The following is a 16,573-nucleotide window of genomic DNA, read 5'->3' as shown; positions in this document are numbered from 1 at the left end:
TGGTGATTGCCGGACCCGGACAGAATCGCGGAGAAAGTAGATGAGCGCGCTCTATATGATTGTTGGCACCCTGGTGGCATTGGGGGTGCTGGTTACTTTTCATGAATTCGGTCACTTTTGGGTGGCGCGTCGTTGCGGCGTCAAGGTTCTGCGTTTCTCCGTGGGCTTCGGTACGCCTTTGCTGCGCTGGCATGATCGCCAGGGCACCGAGTTTGTTGTCGCAGCCATACCGTTGGGCGGCTACGTAAAAATGCTCGACGAGCGCGAAGGCGAAGTACCGGCCGACCAGCTCAACCAGTCTTTCAATCGCAAGACCGTGGGTCAGCGCATTGCCATCGTCGCGGCGGGGCCAATTGCCAACTTCATGTTGGCGATGGCTTTTTTCTGGATGCTGGCAATGATGGGCAGCCAGCAAGTTCGCCCTGTCATTGGTTCGGTAGAGAGCGGCAGTCTGGCGGCCCAGGCCGGTTTGGCAGCAGGTCAGGAAATCATTTCCATTGATGGCGAGCCGACGACGGGCTGGTCCAACGTTAATCTGCAACTGGTTCGCCGTCTGGGTGAGAGCGGTTCTCTGCAGGTTGTTGTGAGTGAGCCGGGCTCCACCGCCCAGGCGTCGCATCAGCTTGTATTAAAAGATTGGCTCAAGGGCGCTGACGAACCTAACCCGATCACCTCTCTGGGGATTCATCCGTGGCGCCCCGAGTTGCCTGCGGTTCTGGCGGAGCTGGATCCGAAAGGTCCTGCCCAGGCTGCCGGGCTTAAAGCTGGCGACAAACTGCTGGCGATGAACGATCAGGCTATCAAGGATTGGCAGCAAGTCGTGGACTGGGTGCGTGTGCGTCCAGGCAGTCGTGTTGTGCTGCACGTCGAGCGCGATGGCGTCCCTGTTGATATTCCTGTCACGCTGGCTGCTCGCGGCGAAGGCAAGGACGCTACGGGTTACCTGGGAGCCGGGGTTAAAGGTGTCGACTGGCCACCAGCGATGATCCGGGAGGTCAGTTACGGCCCGCTTGCTGCAATCGGGGAGGGGGCAAAACGCACCTGGACCATGAGCATATTGACGCTCGACTCACTCAAGAAAATGTTGTTCGGTGAGCTCTCGGTAAAAAACTTGAGTGGACCGATAACCATTGCTAAAGTGGCGGGCGCTTCTGCCCAGTCGGGTGTTGCGGATTTCCTGAATTTTCTGGCTTATCTGAGCATAAGCCTGGGGGTTCTGAACTTGTTGCCCATACCAGTACTGGATGGGGGGCATTTGTTGTTTTATCTGATCGAGTGGGCGCGTGGTCGTCCCTTGTCGGATCGGGTACAGGGTTGGGGAATGCAGATCGGTATCAGTTTGGTGGTCGGGGTGATGTTGCTTGCCTTGATCAACGATTTGGGCCGTCTGTAAACGCTTCGCTGAATTGCGAATCTGCCGCATTTTGCGGCAGTTTGTTTATTGCCAGTTGGAATAAGAAAGGACTTCATGAAACGTCTGCTGCTAACTGCGGTTCTCGCCGTACTGATGATCGCCGAAGTTCACGCCGAGTCCTTCACTATCTCTGATATCCGTGTCAACGGGCTCCAGCGGGTTTCCGCCGGTAGCGTGTTTGGTGCGTTGCCCCTGAACGTGGGTGAGGTAGCGGATGACCGCCGTTTGGTGGAATCCACTCGTGCGTTGTTCAAAACCGGGTTCTTTCAGGATATCCAACTGGGTCGTGATGGCAACGTGCTTGTTATCACGGTTGTCGAGCGTCCTTCTGTCTCCAGCATCACCATTGACGGGAACAAGGCGATCTCCACTGATGACCTGATGAAAGGTCTTAAACAGTCGGGGCTGGCCGAAGGTGAAATTTTCCAGCGCGCCACCCTTGAAGGTGTGCGTAACGAACTGCAACGTCAGTATGTTGCCCAGGGCCGCTACTCGGCGACTGTCGACACCGAAGTGGTGTCCGAGCCGCGTAACCGCGTTGCCTTGAAGGTCAACATCAACGAAGGCACTGTTGCCGCTATCCAGCACATCAACGTGGTGGGCAACACGGTTTTCCCGGAATCTGACCTGGTTGACCTGTTCGAGCTCAAAACCACGAACTGGTTGTCGTTCTTCAAGAACGACGACAAGTACGCACGTGAAAAACTCTCGGGTGACCTTGAGCGTCTGCGCTCTTACTACCTCGATCGTGGCTATATCAATATGGATATCGCTTCGACCCAGGTTTCGATCACTCCCGACAAGAAAAGCGTCTACATCACTGTCAACGTGAATGAAGGCGAGAAATACAACGTCGGCGAAGTGAAACTGAGCGGTGACCTCAAGGTTCCGGAAGACCAGATCAAGTCGCTGTTGCTCGTTCAGCCGGGCCAGGTGTTCTCGCGCAAGCTGATGACCACCACCTCCGAGCTGATTACCCGTCGTCTGGGTAACGAGGGTTACACCTTCGCCAACGTTAACGGCGTACCTCAGCCAAACCCTGAAAATCACACCGTTGCCATCACGTTTGTGGTTGATCCGGGCAAGCGTGCTTACGTAAACCGCATCAACTACCGCGGTAACACCAAGTCGGAAGACGAAGTGCTGCGTCGCGAAATGCGTCAGATGGAAGGTGGCTGGGCGTCGACTTACCTGATTGATCAGTCCAAGGTCCGCCTCGAGCGCCTGGGCTTCTTCAAGGAAGTGAACGTCGAAACCCCGGCAGTACCGGGTACTGACGATATGGTGGACGTAAACTACGCCGTTGAAGAACAGGCGTCGGGTTCGATCACTGCAAGCGTCGGTTTTGCCCAGAGCGCCGGTTTGATCCTTGGTGGCTCGATCACCCAGAACAACTTCCTGGGTACGGGTAACAAGGTCAGCCTTGGTTTGACGCGCAGCGAATACCAGAGCCGCTACAACTTCAGCTACGTTGATCCTTACTGGACTGCTGATGGCGTGAGCCTGGGTTACAACGCGTTCTACCGCACCACCGACTACAAAGATCTCGACGTTGACGTAGCAAACTACTCGGTGGACAGCCTGGGCGCTGGTATCACCATGGGCTACCCGATCAGCGACACATCGCGTCTGACCTACGGCTTGACTGTGCAGCAGGATGAAATCAGCACGGGTCAGTACACCGTTGACGAGATTTTCGACTTCGTAAACCGTGAAGGCGACAAGTACCTCAACTTCAAGGCGTCGGTTGGCTGGTCTGAGTCGACCCTGAACAAAGGTGTATTGCCAACTCGCGGCAGCTCGCAGAGCCTGGTGCTCGAAACGACAATCCCGGGCAGCGACCTGCAGTTCTACAAACTTGATTATCGCGCCCAGTTGTTCCAGCCGTTGACCGATACCTACACCATGCGTCTGCACACAGAGTTGGGCTATGGTGATGGTTACGGTTCGACTGCGGGCTTGCCGTTCTACGAGAACTACTACGCCGGTGGTTTCAACTCGGTACGTGGCTTCAAGGACAGCGCTCTTGGTCCTCGCAGCACGCCAAGTACCGGTAAAAACCCGGGCACCATTGCTGACCCGGACCAGGACCCGCTGCCATTTGGTGGTAACGTGCTGATCCAGGGTGGTGTCGAGGTTCTGTTCCCTATGCCGTTTGTGAAAGACCAGCGTTCCCTGCGTACCTCCGTGTTCTGGGATGTGGGTAACGTGTTTGACACCAACTGCAAGGGCGAAACCAAGGATTGCGATATCAGCTTCAGCAATATGGCCAGTTCTGTTGGTGTTGGTGTGACCTGGGTGACTGCGCTTGGCCCGTTGAGCTTCAGCTTGGCCATGCCGATCAAGAAACCGGATGACGCAGACACTCAAGTGTTCCAATTCTCCCTCGGCCAGACTTTCTAAAGCCTGACCTTAGATACAGACAACGGATTTTTTAGGAGTGCATCGTGCGTAAGTTGACTCAATTGGTTCTCCTGGCTTCGGTTTTGGTAGCTGGCCCGGCTTTCGCCGATATGAAAATTGCCGTACTGAACTATCAGATGGCGTTGCTTGAATCGGACGCTGCCAAGCGCTATGCCGTAGATGCCGAGAAGAAATTTGGCCCGCAACTGACCAAGCTCAAAAGCCTGGAAAGCAGCGCCAAAGGTATTCAGGACCGTCTGGTAAAGGGCGGCGACAAAATGCAGCAGGGCGAGCGTGAGCGTCTGGAGCTTGAATTCAAGCAAAAGGCCCGTGACTTCCAGTTCCAGTCCAAGGAACTGAACGAAGCCAAAGCCGTTGCTGACCGCGAAATGCTGAAACAGCTGAAGCCAAAACTGGACAGCGCTGTTGAAGAAGTCATCAAAAAAGGCGCCTTTGACTTGGTGTTCGAGCGTGGTGCTGTGATTGATGTTAAGCCTCAGTACGACATCACTCGCCAAGTTATCGAGCGCATGAACCAGCTGAAGTAATTATGACTGCGACTATAAAACTCGGCCAATTGGCCGAGTTCCTCGGCGCCACCTTGCGTGGCTCTGCGGAGAAAGAAATCACTGGGCTAGCCACTTTGCAAGAGGCTGGCCCAGCTCAGTTGAGCTTTCTGGCCAACCCCCAGTACCGGAAATTTCTCGTCGATTGCCAGGCTGGAGCTGTATTGCTCAAGGCTGCTGACGCCGAAGAGTATGCCGGTGATGCCCTGGTTGTACCTGATCCTTACCTGGCATATGCACGCATCTCCCATCTGTTCGATCCCAAGCCCAAGGCGGCTGCCGGCGTTCATCCAACGGCGGTCATTGCTGCTGACGCGGTGGTTGACCCTGCGGCGAGCATTGGTGCTTTTGCCGTGATCGAAAGCGGTGCTCGCATCGCTGCCGGTGTCACGGTCGGGCCCCATTGCTTCATCGGGGCTCGTTGCGAAATTGGCGAAGGCGGCTGGCTGGCTCCACGAGTGACGCTCTATCACGATGTCCGCATCGGCAAGCGAGTCGTCATTCAGTCGGGTGCTGTGCTGGGAGGCGAAGGTTTTGGCTTTGCCAATGAGAAGGGTGTTTGGCAAAAGATTGCGCAAATCGGTGGCGTGACCATCGGTGATGATGTCGAAATCGGTGTCAATACCGCTATCGATCGCGGTGCTTTGGCTGACACGCTGATCGGTAATGGCGTCAAGCTGGACAACCAGATCCAGATCGCGCACAACGTTCAGATCGGTGACCATACGGCTATGGCCGCCTGTGTAGGGATTTCCGGTAGCACTAAAATCGGCAAGCACTGCATGTTGGCGGGGGGTGTCGGTTTGGTGGGGCACATTGAAATTTGTGACAATGTGTTCTTGACTGGCATGACGATGGTGACCCACTCGATTACCGAGCCTGGCGCCTACTCTTCCGGCACCGCCATGCAGCCAGCCGCTGAGTGGCGCAAAAGTGCGGCACGTATTCGTCAGTTGGACGATATAGCCCGGCGGTTGAAACAACTGGAAAAGCGCGTCGGTAAGTGACCCCCGACGGTAATGCTTCTTCAAAAGGCTAATACAATTTCCATATCAAGCATGCAGAGCCTCTGGTTTGCTTCCTTGATTTGCTAGAGGAGCGCGCCTTAGTCGCGCGCGCCCAATCTTTATTACAGGCTTCCCCACGAAATGATGGACATCAACGAGATTCGCGAATATCTGCCCCACCGTTACCCGTTCCTGCTGGTGGACCGAGTGGTGGATCTGGATGTCGAGAACAAGCGCATTCGTGCCTACAAGAATGTCAGCATCAACGAGCCATTTTTCAACGGTCACTTCCCGGCGCACCCGATCATGCCCGGTGTATTGATCATTGAAGCCATGGCTCAGGCTGCTGGCATCCTTGGCTTCAAGATGATGGACCTCAAGCCGGCTGATGGTACGCTCTACTACTTCGTAGGCTCCGACAAACTGCGCTTCCGTCAACCTGTGCTGCCAGGTGATCAACTGATCCTGGAGGCCAAGTTCCTGAGCTGCAAACGCTCCATCTGGAAGTTTGAATGCCAGGCAACGGTTGATGGCAAGCCGGTATGCTCGGCTGAAATTATCTGTGCGGAACGCAAACTATGAGTTTGATTGACCCTCGCGCAATCATCGATCCGACGGCCATTTTGGCCGACGACGTCGAGATCGGCCCTTGGTCGATCGTCGGCGCTGGTGTGGAAATCGGCGAGGGGACAGTGATTGGGCCGCATGTAATTCTCAAAGGCCCAACCAAAATCGGTAAGCACAATCGCATCTACCAGTTTTCTTCGGTAGGTGAAGACACGCCTGATCTCAAGTACAAGGGGGAGGAAACTCGCCTGGTGATCGGTGACCATAACGTTATTCGTGAAGGGGTCACTATTCATCGCGGAACGATTCAGGACCGTGCCGAAACTACCCTGGGCGATCACAATCTGGTGATGGCCTATGCTCACATCGGCCATGACAGCGTCATCGGCAACCATTGCATTCTGGTCAATAACGCCGCGTTGGCGGGTCATGTGCATATGGGTGATTGGGCGATCCTGTCAGGTTTCACGCTGGTTCATCAGTTCTGCCACATCGGTGCCCACAGCTTTTCGGGCATGGGTACTGCAATCGGCAAGGATGTGCCTGCGTTCGTGACCGTGTTTGGCAGTCCTGCCGAAGCACGCAGCATGAACTTCGAAGGTATGCGTCGTCGCGGTTTCAGTGAAGATGCCATTCATGCGTTGCGTCGTGCCTACAAAGTGGTTTATCGCCAGGGCTTGACCGTTGACCAGGCGCTCGCCGAGTTGGCTGAGCCTGCGGTGCAGTTCCCGGAAGTTGCCATGTTTGTAGAGTCCATTCGTTCTTCCTCCCGCGGCATTACGCGCTAGTCATGGCCAGATTGCGTATCGCGCTGGTGGCGGGAGAGGCCTCGGGCGACATTTTGGGCTCTGGATTGATGAGAGCGCTCAAGGCTCAGCATTCTGATATCGAATTTATCGGCGTTGGCGGTCCGTTGATGGAAGCTGAGGGCATGAGCTCCTACTTCCCGATGGAACGCCTGTCGGTAATGGGCCTGGTCGAAGTGCTGGGTCGTCTGCGTGAATTGCTTAAGCGTCGCAAACTCCTTGTCCAGACCCTGATCGCCGAAAAACCCGATGTGTTTATCGGTATCGATGCCCCCGATTTCACCCTCAATATTGAACTTCAATTGCGCCGTGCCGGGATCAAGACCGTGCATTACGTCAGCCCGTCCGTATGGGCGTGGCGTCAGAAGCGAGTGCTGAAAATTCGCGAAGGCTGCGATTTGATGCTGACGCTGCTGCCGTTTGAAGCCAAATTCTACGAAGAGCACGGCGTGCCCGTGCGCTTCGTTGGTCATTCATTGGCCGACACTATCCCCCTTGAGGCCGATAAAGCCGGTGCCCGAGCCGAGTTGGGCCTGTCTGACGGGCCGTTGGTCGCCTTGATGCCGGGCAGTCGCGGCGGAGAAGTGGGCAAGCTGGGCGGTTTGTTTCTCGATGCGGCACAGATAATTCGAGAGGCCCGGCCAGATGTGCATTTTGTGTTGCCATGCGCGAGCGCCGCACGCCGCGAGCAGATCGAGCAGATGCTGGTGGGGCGTGATCTGCCGCTGACCTTGCTTGACGGTCAATCCCATCTGGCACTGGCGGCCTGTGATGCGGTATTGATTGCATCCGGTACCGCGACGCTTGAGGCCTTGCTCTACAAACGGCCAATGGTGGTGGCTTATCGCCTTGCACGTCTGACGTTCTGGATCCTCAAGCGGCTGGTCAAAAGCCCTTACGTGTCGCTGCCCAATTTGCTGGCTCAGCGCATGTTGGTGCCCGAGCTCTTGCAGGATGCCGCCACGCCTGAGGCGCTGGCCCGCACGTTGCTGCCTTTGCTCGAGGGTGGCGAGGAGCAGACCCGCGGCTTTGACGAAATTCATCGTACATTGCGTCTCGACGCTTCCAATCAGGCCGCTAAAGCGGTGCTGGACCTGATTGCACAATCCAAATGAGTAAAGTAACCATGCAAATCGGGTTGGATTTCAATCTGGTCGAAGACCTCGTGGCCGGTGTCGACGAAGTGGGGCGCGGCCCATTGTGCGGCGCTGTCGTGACGGCGGCCGTTATTCTTGACCCAAACCGGCCTATAGCCGGGCTCAACGACTCGAAAAAACTCACCGAGGCCCGTCGCGAAAAGCTGTACGACGAAATCCGTGAAAAGGCTTTGAGCTGGTGTATTGCCCGGGCCGAAGTTGAAGAAATCGATGAGCTGAATATTTTGCACGCCACGATGCTGGCCATGCAGCGCGCTGTCGAAGGGCTGAGCATTACCCCTAAATTGGCGATGATCGACGGCAATCGCTGCCCCAAGCTGACAATGCCTTCAGAAGCAGTGGTGAAGGGCGATAGCAAGGTGCCTGCAATTGCAGCAGCATCGATTTTGGCCAAGGTCAGTCGTGACCGTGAAATGGCTGCCTTTGAGCTGCAATACCCGGGCTATGGGATTGGTGGGCACAAGGGGTATCCAACGGCTGTTCACCTCGAAGCGCTTGAACGTCTGGGCCCGACACCGATTCACCGGCGTTCGTTTGGCCCGGTTCGTCGTGCGTATGAGGCGCTTGAAGGTCTTGCCAAGGTTTAGCCGCAAGGCTGATGTTTTTGCCAAGGCCCGGTACAATCCGGGCCTTGTTGTTTCTCAAAGCTTATAGACAGGATCACCATGCCGGCTTCATTCGTTCACCTGCGCCTGCACACTGAATATTCCCTGGTCGATGGCCTGGTGCGGATCAAACCGCTGATCAAAACCCTGGCTGGCATGAATATGCCCGCTGTTGCGGTGACCGATCAGAACAACATGTGCTCCCTGGTCAAGTTCTATAAGGCCGCCATGGGGGGCGGGATCAAGCCGATCAGTGGTGCGGACCTGTGGCTGTCGAACAAGGATCCGGAAAACCCGCTCAGCCGAATCAGCCTGCTGGCGATGAACCCGTTGGGTTATCGCAACCTGACCGAGCTTATTTCCCGTGGTTACATCGATGGCCAGCGTAATGGCCAGGTCATCATTGAACGCGAATGGGTTGCCGAGGCTGCAGAAGGCCTGATCATGTTGTCGGCGGCGAAAGAGGGCGAGATTGGCGTCGCGCTGATCAGTGGCAACACTGAAGAAGCCGAGGCCCTGGCCCGCGAATGGATGGCGGTGTTCCCGGACCGTTTCTACATCGAAGTTCAGCGCACCAAGCGTCCCAACGATGAAGAGCATCTGCATGCTGCCGTCGCCCTGGCGGACAAAATTGGCGCGCCACTGGTTGCGACCAACGATGTGCGTTTCATCAAGCAGCAGGATTTCGAAGCCCACGAAACCCGTGTGTGCATCGGTGAAGGCCGGGCGCTGGATGACCCGCGCCGCTCCAAGAATTACAGCGATCAGCAGTATCTGAAAAGCGCCGAGGAAATGGCCGAGCTGTTCAGTGACTTGCCTGAGGCGCTGGCAAACACGGTTGAAATTGCCAAGCGCTGCAATATCGAAGTGAAGCTGGGCACTCACTTTTTGCCCAACTTTCCGATTCCCGATGGCATGACCATCGATGAGTATTTTCGCAAGGTGTCGTTTGATGGTCTGGAAGATCGTCTGAGCGTTCTGCTGCCCAGGGACACCACCGAGGATTACGACGCCAAGCGGCAGGTGTATGTCGACCGGCTGAATTTCGAGCTGGATATCATCATCCAGATGGGGTTCCCGGGCTACTTCCTGATCGTGATGGACTTTATCCAGTGGGCCAAGAGCAACGGCGTGCCTGTGGGGCCGGGCCGTGGATCGGGTGCCGGGTCGCTGGTGGCCTATGTGCAGAAGATTACTGACCTCGACCCGCTGGAATACGACCTGCTGTTCGAGCGATTCCTTAACCCGGAACGGGTATCGATGCCCGACTTCGACGTCGACTTCTGCATGGACGGTCGTGACCGGGTGATCGAGTATGTGGCCGAAAAATATGGCCGCAACGCTGTAAGCCAGATCATCACGTTTGGTTCGATGGCTGCCAAGGCGGTAATCCGTGACGTGGCGCGGGTGCAGGGCAAGTCTTACGGCCTGGCGGATCGTCTGTCGAAGATGATTCCGTTTGAAGTCGGCATGACCCTTGAAAAAGCCTTTGAGCAAGAAGAAATCCTGCGTGACTTCATCAAGGTCGATGAGGAAGCCGCTGAAATCTGGGAAATGGCCCGCAAACTTGAAGGCGTTGTGCGTAACGTCGGCAAGCACGCCGGTGGTGTGGTTATCGCGCCGACCAAACTGACCGACTTCTCGCCGATTTACTGCGATGAAGAGGGCGGCGGTCTGGTTACCCAGTTCGATAAAGATGACGTTGAGTCTGCCGGCCTGGTGAAGTTCGACTTCCTGGGTCTGCGGACCCTGACGGTTATTGACTGGGCGCTGAAAACCATCAACCGCGATCGCGCCAAGGTTGATGAGCCGCCACTGGATATCGCCTTTATCCCGCTCGACGACAAGCCTACGTATCAATTGCTGCAAAAGGCCGAGACCACGGCGGTGTTCCAGCTTGAGTCGCGCGGCATGAAAGAGCTGATCAAAAAGCTCAAGCCCGACTGCCTGGAAGACTTGATCGCACTGGTGGCCCTGTTCCGTCCGGGTCCGCTGCAGTCCGGCATGGTTGATGACTTTATCAACCGCAAGCACGGTCGCGCCGAATTGGCGTACCCGCATTCCGACTATCAGTACGAAGGTCTCAAGCCAGTATTGGCACCGACCTACGGCATCATCCTGTACCAGGAACAGGTGATGCAGATTGCCCAGGTCATGGCCGGTTATACCCTCGGCGGCGCCGACATGCTGCGTCGTGCAATGGGTAAGAAAAAACCCGAAGAAATGGCCAAGCAGCGCGGCGGCTTTATTGAGGGTTGTGCCAACAACAACATTGATGGCGACCTGGCCGGTAACATTTTTGACCTGGTAGAGAAATTCGCCGGTTACGGATTCAACAAGTCTCACTCCGCTGCCTACGGCCTGGTGTCGTACCAGACTGCCTGGCTGAAAACCCACTACCCGGCACCTTTCATGGCCGCGGTACTGTCGGCGGATATGCATAACACCGACAAGGTCGTGATCCTGATCGAGGAAATTCGCAGCATGAAGCTGCGTCTGGACGCGCCGGACGTGAACGCCTCGGAGTTCAAATTCACCGTAAACGATGAAGGCCGGATCATTTACGGCCTTGGGGCGATCAAGGGTGTTGGCGAGGGGCCTGTAGAGGCCATCACCGAAGCGCGTCAGGACGGTCCGTTCACGGATCTGTTCGATTTCTGTGCCCGGGTTGACCTCAAGCGCATCAACAAGCGCACTCTCGACGGTCTGATTCGAAGTGGTGCACTGGACCGTCTTGGGCCGTTCTTTCATGACGAGCCCAAAGCCTGGCAAGCCAGCATCGACCAGAACCGCGCGGTGTTGTTGTCGGCCCTGGAAGAAGCCATCAAGGCGGCCGAACAAACCGCGCGCACCCATGACAGCGGTCACGCCGACCTGTTTGGCGGGTTGTTTGTCGAAGTGGACGCGGACGTCTACGCCAATCACCGCAAGGCCAAGGAACTGACGCTCAAGGAGCGACTCAAAGGCGAGAAGGACACGTTGGGCCTGTACCTGACCGGTCATCCGATTGACGAATATGAAGGCGAAATCCGTCGTTTTGCGCGTCAGCGGATTATTGATCTCAAGCCTGCGCGCGATACTCAGACCGTTGCCGGGATGATCATTGCGTTACGGGTGATGAAGAACAAAAAAGGCGACAAGATGGGCTTTATCACCCTCGACGACCGATCGGCGCGTATCGAAGCCTCGCTGTTTGCCGAGGCCTTCCATTCGGCACAGTCATTGTTGCAGACCGATGCGATGGTGGTGGTCGAAGGGGAGGTCAGTAATGATGACTTCTCTGGCGGGCTGCGCCTGAGGGTCAAGCGGGTGATGAGCATGGAAGATGCCCGCACCAGCCTGGCCGAGAGCTTGCGCCTGAAAGTGAATCGGGCTGCACTCAAGGGCGATCAGTTGCGCTGGTTGGGCGAATTGTTCAAGAAACATCGTGGTGCGTGCCCGATCACCATGGATTACACCGGCGAAGACGCCAAGGCCATGTTGCAGTTTGGCGAGACCTGGCGGATCGATCCGGCAGACAGCTTGATTCAAGCCCTGCGTGACCAGTTCGGGCGAGACAACGTCTTCCTCCAATACCGTTGACGGTCAGGGGCTACAGCTGCGCCCTGACCTCGACCTGAATTTTTAATCTCGACCTGAGAGCGCCTGTCCCTTAAGGTAGGCGCGATACAGATCAACCGGCTGCCCCAGCTCGGTTCGAAACGCCAGTAAATGCTGGGTTTCAGACCTTCTGGCATGCTTTGCCGCCGACCCAAGACGGATGCTTATGAACCCGAATTTTCTTGATTTCGAACAGCCGATTGCTGACCTGCAAGCCAAAATCGAAGAGTTGCGCTTGGTTGGTAATGACAATTCGCTGAATATCAGTGATGAAATCTCTCGTCTGCAAGACAAAAGCAAAACGCTGACTGAAGATATTTTCGGCAAGCTGACCAGCTGGCAGATTGCCCGTTTGGCCCGTCACCCGCGTCGTCCATACACACTGGACTACATCGATCACATCTTCACCGAGTTCGATGAGCTGCATGGCGACCGTCATTTCTCGGATGATGCGGCCATCGTTGGCGGTATTGCCCGCCTGGACGATCAGCCAGTGATGGTGATTGGTCACCAGAAAGGCCGTGAAGTCCGTGAAAAGGTACGCCGCAACTTCGGTATGCCGCGTCCTGAAGGCTATCGCAAAGCCTGCCGTTTGATGGAAATGGCCGAGCGTTTCAAAATGCCGATCCTGACCTTCATCGACACGCCGGGTGCTTACCCTGGCATCGACGCTGAAGAGCGTAACCAGAGCGAGGCCATTGCCTGGAACCTGCGTGTCATGTCGCGCCTGAAAACCCCGATCATCGCCACCGTTATCGGCGAAGGCGGTTCGGGCGGTGCCTTGGCGATTGGCGTTTGCGACCAGTTGAACATGCTGCAGTACTCGACCTACGCGGTGATCTCGCCGGAAGGTTGCGCATCGATTCTGTGGAAAACCGCAGAAAAAGCACCGGACGCCGCTGAGGCCATGGGCATTACCGCCGAGCGCCTCAAAGGCCTGGGTATCGTGGACAAGGTAATTGGCGAGCCATTGGGTGGCGCACACCGTGACCCGGCTGCTGCGTCTGCCAGCATTCGTGCCGACCTGATTTCCCAGCTGGACATGCTGAACAAGCTGGATCACGAAACACTGCTCAAGCGTCGTTACGATCGTCTGATGAGCTACGGTCTCTGATTCAGATTTAGTGTGGGAGCGGGCTTGCCCGCGATGGCATCTGCGCGGTTTGGCTCAAAGATCGAGTAGTCAGCATCGCGAGCAAGCCCGCTCCTACAGGATTGCGTAATGCCCAGTCTATCGATTCCGCTGCTGCAAGCCCTCAGCCCCTGGCGCAACGCCAAGGCTTGGCATGTCGCGCTCTCCGGCGGTCTCGATTCGACTGTGCTGCTTCACCTTCTCGTTCAATTGCGTCAGACCCACCCATTACCGCCCATTACCGCTGTCCATGTTCATCATGGCCTGCAGGCGGTGGCTGATGCGTGGCCGGATCATTGCCAGGCGCTGTGTGACAGGCTGAGCGTGCCGTTGCAGGTGATTCGCGTGCAGGTGCAGGCAGGCGCAAGTGTCGAGCGTGCGGCGCGGGATGCGCGCTATCAGGCGTTTGCTGAGCTGACAGGTGTTGAGGAGGTGCTGCTGGTCGGGCAGCACCGTGACGATCAGGCTGAAACCCTGTTGTTTCGCCTGTTGAGAGGGGCAGGGGTCAACGGGTTGGCGGCCATGCCTCGTCAACGACGTTTGGGGGCAGGGCACCTGTGTCGGCCTTTGCTGGACGTTTCTCGCGCTCAGCTTGAGGCTTACGCCCTTGAGCAGGGGCTGGGCTGGATCGAAGACCCGTCCAACGCCCAAACAGATTTTTCCCGTAATTATTTGCGCCATGAAGTGTTTCCAGTCCTCGCAAGGCGATGGCCACAGGCGGCTGCCAGCCTGGCCCGCAGTGCAGCCCATTGTGCCGAGGCTCAAGGTCTGCTTGATGAGTTGGCGCAACAGGATCTTCGCGATGCGGGTACAGACACCGAGTTTGCCTGGCTCGGGGTGCCTTCGCTGGCGCTTGCGCCCATCGTCCGGCTGTCGCCTGCACGTCAGCGCAACGCATTGCGTCACTGGCTGGCAGCATTCACCCCATTGCCTGATACCGATCACTGGGCTGGGTGGAATGCCCTGCGTGACGCCCGTGAGGGTGCCCAACCGCTCTGGAAACTCGCCGGCGGTGAGCTGCATCGCGCTGGCGGCCGCATCTGGTGGTTGTCCGGTGACTGGTTGCTCCCGCCCGCTGTGCCAGGATTGTGGACGCAACCCGACCAGGCGCTGACTCTGCCGGGTAATGGTCAGGTGCGCTTTGTCGGGACGGCGGCCGATGGCCCCTTGCAAGTGAGCTATCGTCAAGGGGGCGAAGTGATGGCGCTGGAACAGCGCGGTCACCGTGATCTGAAGCGGTTGTTCAACGAACGGGGTGTTCCGTTGTTTGCCCGTGGCAGATTGCCGCTTCTGTACCGCAATGAGCAGTTATTGGCCGTGGCAAACCTCAATGGACTGGACTCCAGCCCCTGTGGACGCTGGCAATTACAGTGGCTGCCAACTTCGAGCGATCAAGGTTTGAGCTGAAAGGGGGTTTCCGGTAGACTACGCTCCCTTCTTGATACAACTTCTGTGGATTCACCGGAATTACAGAAGTTGCCGATTACCAAGCAGTCTTTGCTGGGCGATTTTAAAAAAATGTGTGGCTTGCATCGAACCGATGATTTACGTCGGTCTGTTTCAACGCAGCAGTTTTTCGAAAGGTGCACTGTGACTAATGCTGGTGATTGGGGGCTTCGGCCTTCCTTCGCTTTCCCCGGCGGCTCTGACCGCTTTAACGCAGACTTCTAGGGTTTTTCATGACGCGCTACATCTTCGTCACGGGCGGTGTTGTTTCTTCATTGGGGAAAGGCATTGCCTCGGCTTCATTGGCAGCCATCCTGGAGGCGCGGGGACTTAAGGTCACCATGCTGAAGCTGGACCCCTACATCAACGTTGATCCGGGCACCATGAGCCCGTTCCAGCACGGTGAAGTGTTCGTCACACACGACGGCGCCGAAACCGACCTGGACTTGGGGCATTACGAGCGGTTCATCCGCACGACCATGACCCAGAACAACAACTTCACCACGGGCCGCGTTTACGAACACGTCCTGCGCAAGGAGCGCCGTGGTGATTACCTGGGTGCAACCATCCAGGTGATTCCGCACATCACCGACGAAATCAAACGTCGGATCATCAAGGGCGCCGGCGATGCCGACGTAGCGATGGTTGAGATTGGCGGTACTGTGGGTGACATTGAGTCCCAACCGTTCCTCGAGGCTATCCGTCAGTTGCGCATCGAAGTGGGCGCCAAGCGCGCCATGCTGATGCACCTGACGCTGGTTCCGTACATCGCCACTGCTGGCGAAACGAAAACCAAACCAACGCAACACTCGGTTAAAGAATTGCGCTCCATCGGCCTGCAGCCAGATGTCCTGATCTGCCGTTCCGATCACCACGTTGATATTTCTTCGCGTCGCAAGATTGCGTTGTTCACCAACGTTGAAGAGCGTGCCGTTATTTCGCTGGAAGACGCCGACACCATCTACCGCATCCCGGGCATGCTGCACGCCCAGGGTCTGGATGATTTCGTTGTCGAGCGTTTCGGCCTGGAATGCAACAGCGCCGACCTGTCCGAATGGGAACAGGTTGTCGATGCCAAGCTCAATCCAGAGCACGAAGTCACCATCGCGATGGTGGGCAAGTACATGGAGCTGCTGGACGCGTACAAGTCGCTGATCGAAGCGATGAGTCACGCCGGTATTTCCAACCGTACCAAGGTCAACCTGCGTTATATCGACTCCGAAGACATCGAAAACAAAGGCACTGAACTGCTTGAAGGCTGTGATGCCATTCTGGTTCCGGGCGGCTTCGGTCTGCGCGGCGTAGAAGGCAAGATCACTGCTGTTCAGTACGCTCGCGAGAACAAGGTTCCATACCTGGGTATCTGTCTGGGCATGCAAGTAGCGGTAATCGAGTTCGCACGTAACGTGCTGGGCTGGAAAGACGCCAACTCCACCGAGTTCGATCGCAGCAGCGGCCATCCGGTTGTGGGCCTGATCACTGAGTGGGAAGACGCCACCGGTGCAGTCGAAACCCGTACCGAAACGTCGGATCTGGGCGGCACCATGCGTCTGGGTGCGCAGGATTGCCAGCTGCAAGCCGGTTCCCTGGTTCACGACTGCTATGCCAAGGACGTGATTGTTGAACGTCATCGTCATCGCTACGAAGTGAACAACAACCTGCTGCCGCAACTGACTGAAGCAGGCCTGAAAGTGACCGGTCGCTCCGGTGACGGCGCGCTGGTAGAAGTGGTTGAAGCTCCGGATCATCCTTGGTTCGTCGCTTGCCAGTTCCACCCGGAGTTCACCTCCACGCCACGTGATGGCCATCCACTGTTCACCGGTTTCGTCAAAGCTGCACTGGCGCAACACGAGAAGAAGGCGTAATCAGA

11 protein-coding genes and 1 pseudogene are annotated in these 16,573 nt (G+C 56.7%); all 12 read left to right on the top strand.

Annotation, left to right across the window (positions count from 1 at the left end; all coding sequences use genetic code 11):
* Nucleotides 1–40: 40 nt before the first annotated feature.
* The 12 genes and pseudogenes from rseP to AACY07_RS01600 all read left to right on the top strand — a co-directional run bounded on the left by rseP (nt 41) and on the right by AACY07_RS01600 (nt 16,568).
* Complete coding sequence (rseP, locus tag AACY07_RS01655; protein WP_339473216.1) at nt 41–1,393, top strand: sigma E protease regulator RseP; 1,353 nt, start codon at nt 41–43, stop codon at nt 1,391–1,393.
* A gap of 75 nt (nt 1,394–1,468) precedes the next feature.
* Nucleotides 1,469–3,817, top strand: coding sequence for an outer membrane protein assembly factor BamA (bamA, locus tag AACY07_RS01650; protein ID WP_133077723.1), 2,349 nt, complete (start codon nt 1,469–1,471; stop codon nt 3,815–3,817).
* A gap of 44 nt (nt 3,818–3,861) precedes the next feature.
* Nucleotides 3,862–4,365 carry an OmpH family outer membrane protein gene (locus AACY07_RS01645; protein WP_003440444.1) on the top strand — a complete coding sequence of 168 codons (504 nt, stop codon included), beginning with the start codon at nt 3,862–3,864 and terminating at the stop codon, nt 4,363–4,365.
* A gap of 2 nt (nt 4,366–4,367) precedes the next feature.
* A pseudogene (gene lpxD / locus AACY07_RS01640) lies at nt 4,368–5,422 on the top strand (UDP-3-O-(3-hydroxymyristoyl)glucosamine N-acyltransferase).
* 109 nt (nt 5,423–5,531) lie between these two features.
* Nucleotides 5,532–5,972, top strand: coding sequence for a 3-hydroxyacyl-ACP dehydratase FabZ (gene fabZ / locus AACY07_RS01635; RefSeq protein WP_016781990.1), 441 nt, complete (start codon nt 5,532–5,534; stop codon nt 5,970–5,972).
* Complete coding sequence (lpxA, locus tag AACY07_RS01630; RefSeq protein WP_339473215.1) at nt 5,969–6,745, top strand: acyl-ACP--UDP-N-acetylglucosamine O-acyltransferase; 777 nt, start codon at nt 5,969–5,971, stop codon at nt 6,743–6,745. Before fabZ ends, lpxA begins: the two co-directional genes overlap by 4 nt.
* Before the next feature lie 2 nt (nt 6,746–6,747).
* On the top strand, nt 6,748–7,878 hold the full coding sequence (gene lpxB, locus AACY07_RS01625; RefSeq protein WP_339473214.1) for a lipid-A-disaccharide synthase: 1,131 nt from the start codon (nt 6,748–6,750) through the stop codon (nt 7,876–7,878).
* A gap of 11 nt (nt 7,879–7,889) precedes the next feature.
* Entirely contained in the window at nt 7,890–8,507 is a 618-nt protein-coding gene (gene rnhB, locus AACY07_RS01620) for a ribonuclease HII (RefSeq protein WP_133077719.1), read from the top strand.
* A 78-nt stretch (nt 8,508–8,585) separates the two neighbouring features.
* Complete coding sequence (dnaE, locus tag AACY07_RS01615; protein WP_133077718.1) at nt 8,586–12,107, top strand: DNA polymerase III subunit alpha; 3,522 nt, start codon at nt 8,586–8,588, stop codon at nt 12,105–12,107.
* Between the two features lie 184 nt (nt 12,108–12,291).
* Nucleotides 12,292–13,239 (top strand): acetyl-CoA carboxylase carboxyltransferase subunit alpha, encoded by a 948-nt coding sequence (locus AACY07_RS01610; RefSeq protein WP_046810490.1) that lies wholly within the window; start codon nt 12,292–12,294, stop codon nt 13,237–13,239.
* Between the two features lie 108 nt (nt 13,240–13,347).
* Nucleotides 13,348–14,664 (top strand): tRNA lysidine(34) synthetase TilS, encoded by a 1,317-nt coding sequence (gene tilS, locus AACY07_RS01605; protein ID WP_339473212.1) that lies wholly within the window; start codon nt 13,348–13,350, stop codon nt 14,662–14,664.
* A 272-nt stretch (nt 14,665–14,936) separates the two neighbouring features.
* A complete protein-coding gene (locus tag AACY07_RS01600) occupies nt 14,937–16,568 on the top strand; it encodes a CTP synthase (RefSeq protein ID WP_019822213.1) in 1,632 nt (543 codons plus the stop codon).
* Nucleotides 16,569–16,573 lie beyond the last annotated feature (5 nt).

This window comes from Pseudomonas sp. RL_5y_Pfl2_69 (genome assembly GCF_963970465.1).
GTDB lineage: Bacteria > Pseudomonadota > Gammaproteobacteria > Pseudomonadales > Pseudomonadaceae > Aquipseudomonas.
The sequence above is the reverse complement of the archived record's forward strand: the minus strand, read 5'-3'. Positions and strand labels throughout refer to the sequence as shown.

What these genes read in the sequence shown, in the direction of transcription:
- rseP (WP_339473216.1), top strand. Translation starts at nt 41, where the DNA reads ATGAGCGCGCTCTATATGATTGTTGGCACCCTGGTGGCATTGGGGGTG.
- bamA (WP_133077723.1), top strand. Translation starts at nt 1,469, where the DNA reads ATGAAACGTCTGCTGCTAACTGCGGTTCTCGCCGTACTGATGATCGCC.
- fabZ (WP_016781990.1), top strand. Translation starts at nt 5,532, where the DNA reads ATGATGGACATCAACGAGATTCGCGAATATCTGCCCCACCGTTACCCG.
- lpxA (WP_339473215.1), top strand. Translation starts at nt 5,969, where the DNA reads ATGAGTTTGATTGACCCTCGCGCAATCATCGATCCGACGGCCATTTTG.
- lpxB (WP_339473214.1), top strand. Translation starts at nt 6,748, where the DNA reads ATGGCCAGATTGCGTATCGCGCTGGTGGCGGGAGAGGCCTCGGGCGAC.
- rnhB (WP_133077719.1), top strand. Translation starts at nt 7,890, where the DNA reads ATGCAAATCGGGTTGGATTTCAATCTGGTCGAAGACCTCGTGGCCGGT.
- dnaE (WP_133077718.1), top strand. Translation starts at nt 8,586, where the DNA reads ATGCCGGCTTCATTCGTTCACCTGCGCCTGCACACTGAATATTCCCTG.
- AACY07_RS01610 (WP_046810490.1), top strand. Translation starts at nt 12,292, where the DNA reads ATGAACCCGAATTTTCTTGATTTCGAACAGCCGATTGCTGACCTGCAA.
- tilS (WP_339473212.1), top strand. Translation starts at nt 13,348, where the DNA reads ATGCCCAGTCTATCGATTCCGCTGCTGCAAGCCCTCAGCCCCTGGCGC.
- AACY07_RS01600 (WP_019822213.1), top strand. Translation starts at nt 14,937, where the DNA reads ATGACGCGCTACATCTTCGTCACGGGCGGTGTTGTTTCTTCATTGGGG.